Source organism: Flavobacterium aestuarii, from assembly GCF_040049115.1.
GTDB classification, from domain to species: Bacteria; Bacteroidota; Bacteroidia; order Flavobacteriales; family Flavobacteriaceae; genus Flavobacterium; species Flavobacterium aestuarii.
The window spans coordinates 1-3,035 of the sequence record NZ_JBDLZZ010000042.1; the positions used below are offsets into that span (position 1 = coordinate 1).

General features: G+C 33.8%; 2 protein-coding genes. Both read left to right on the forward strand.

What is annotated here, in order from left to right; translation table 11 throughout:
• Positions 1–720 (forward strand): thioesterase domain-containing protein (locus ABEG11_RS18960; RefSeq protein WP_348825752.1); only part of this gene is annotated, 720 nt, incomplete at its 5' end.
• Between the two features lie 264 nt (positions 721–984).
• The coding region (locus ABEG11_RS18965; protein WP_348825753.1) for a condensation domain-containing protein at positions 985–3,035 on the forward strand (2,051 nt) is incomplete at its 3' end.

Sequence of the window (3,035 nt, forward strand, 5' to 3'; positions counted from 1 at the left end):
GGACTGAATGTTTTAAATTTTGTGAACATGAGTAAGTATTTTGATGAGGATCAGCCTATTTATGGGATACAGGGTACAGCTAAGGAATATAATGAGTGGTATGAATCTATCGAAGCTATGGCGGCTCATTATGTCGAAGCTGTTGTAAAAATACATCCGCAAGGACCATATGCTCTTGCAGGATTTTCTTTTGGAGGAATTGTTGCCTTCGAAATGACGCGGCAGTTAAAAGAGCTCGGAAAAAAAGTCACGCTGACTGCCTTGCTCGATTCGTATGTCGATTCCTCTTATTATTATGAGACTTACAGGCAGAAAAAATTAGTCAGATACAAAGAAATGGTTTTGAGCTGGAAGACTTTCAAGATGCGTCTCAATGAAAAAAAATATATTTTAAAAAGATTTTTTGGTCATAATACTGCTGTAATGGAGCAAAAAGTATTAACACTTGAGGAACTTATAGAAACTGATGGCAAGGTCAAAAAAATTATTGACCGCTATCATCTTAAGCCTCAAAATTTCAAGGTAGATTTATTCCGGTCAAAAGATGATATGCATCATAAACTAGATCCTGCACATCTGGGATGGAAAAGAGCCGCATTGGAGGGAATAACAGTTCACAACATACCAGGCAATCATTATGATATTGTAGCTCCGCCAAATGATAAAGTATTAGCAAGGATGCTTCAGGATATTCTCGATAATAGGCATGGAAATAATTAACGGATTGTATAAATCTTTATAAAAATCTGTAAATAAATGTTTTGAATATGAATTTTTTAAAAAATACGACTATTGAAATACCATTACTTTACATAAACAATCCTTTATATACCTAACTTAATGTGATTATTTATCAAATAATAGCTTTTACTATTTTACAGAATTTAAACCGTTTTGCTTTTTAATTGAATTTTAAAATAAAATAATATTACAAATACTTAACAGGTTTAAATAAGTAAAAATCATCATAAAACTTATTTGAAAATGAAATATCAATCTCACAATCAAAATAGAAATCAATTCGATTCGCTTCCTGCTGAAATTGAAAGTGCTGTACGTATAACGAATACGCAATTAGAAATATGGACGGATTGCTTAATTGGCGGTGCTAGTGCAAATAAAGCATATAATCTGTCTTACTCTATTAAATTTTCGGGAGTGTTGATCTTGGAAGCATTAGAGCATGCAGTAAATAATCTGGTGCTGCGTCATGAGAGTTTGCGAGCATCATTTAGTTTGGATGGAACATTTATGAATATTTATAAGGAGCATAAAATAGAAATAACGCATAACGATATTTCTCTACTCAATGCGAGTGAGAAGGAGCAGGAAAAAGAAAAGATAATTGATGAAGAGGTGAATTCCCTTTTTGATCTTGTGAATGGTCCTTTATTTAAAGTTAAATTAATTAAAATTGAAGACTCAGAAAATATATTAATAATAACTCATCATCACATTATTGGAGATGGCTTAAGTATCAATATAATATTAGAAGAACTTAGCATATTTTACTCAGCATTTATTCAGAATGCAATACCGGATTTGAAAGTACCTAAGAGTTTTAAGGAATATGCTGAAAAAGTTAATTCATTGAATGAATGCGGTGAATACGCTCAAATTGAAGATTTCTGGCTTAATATTTATAAGGAATCAGTTCCAGTAATTGATTTGCCAATAGATAACTTAAGGCCTCCCTTGCGAACTTATAACAGTAATCGTTTTGATTTTCCTGTTGAAGAAATTCTTATAAAAAGACTAAAAGATTTAGGAAATACCGCAGGCTGTAGTATAGCAGCCACTTTGCTCGCTGCATTTGAGGTTTTCTTATACAGACTTACAGGCCAAAATGATTTAATAGTTGGATTTCCAGTTTCAGGAAATTGGAGGTATGATATGAAGTATATGATTGGCGATTGTGCCAATCTGCTTCCTTTGCGTAGTAAAATAGATAACAATATTTGTTTTTTGGATTACCTACAGCAAAGAAATCCGCAATTATTAGAAGCATATAAACATCATCAGGTCAGTTTCGGGCATCTCCTTCAAAAATTACCCATTGCGAGAGATCCTTCCAGAGTTCCTATGGTGCCAGTTACATTAACTGTCGATTTAAATAGGGATATAGAAAAAGAGTTTTCGTTCCTGGGGCTAACTTATGAATTTGCTATAAACCCTAGAAAATATTCGGCATTTGAAATAAAACTTCATGCTTGTATTTCTAATAAAAGACCCACTTTTCAATGTTCTTATAATTCTTCTGTTTTCAGCAAAGAAACGATAAATCAAATGATGATTTCTTTCGAAGAAACATTGAATAAATTAGTTTCTAAACCAAATTGTTCAGTAATTGACCTGATAAAAGGCGATTATTTAGATGATTATAATATTTTAAATGATACTGGAAAAGCATATCCAGAAGTAGCTTTAACTGAATTGCTAAGAAAACAAGCGGCAATTACGCCAGATAATATAGCTTTAGAATTTAACGATTCAAAAACTACGTATGCGGAACTGCATAAAAAAGTCAATCAATTTTCGCATTACTTAAAATCACAAGGCATTCAATCTGGTGATTTTATTGCTGTTTCCTTTACGCGCTGCAAAGAACTACTGTATACATTGTTAGCTATTTTGCAATGCGGAGCGGCTTATCTGCCATTGGATCCTGAATATCCAAAAAGCCGTTTGGAGTTCATGCTTATTGATTCCCGTGCCAAAGTCTTATTGACCAGCAAGACATTAGCAGGAGTCCTGCCGCAATGGCCGCATACTCTTTTTATAGAAGATGCAATGGACTCATCGCATCAATTTTCGGATATTCCGATCTCTTATTCTGTCACTCCCGATGATTTAGCTTATATACTCTACACTTCGGGTTCTACGGGTAATCCCAAGGGTGTTCCCATTACCCATAAAAATCTGGTCAATTTTCTTTGCAGCATGGCTCAGGAACCAGGTATTAACGAAAATGACAGGCTGCTTTCGATAACCACGATCTCGTTTGATATTGCAGGCCTTGAATTATATCTGCCGCT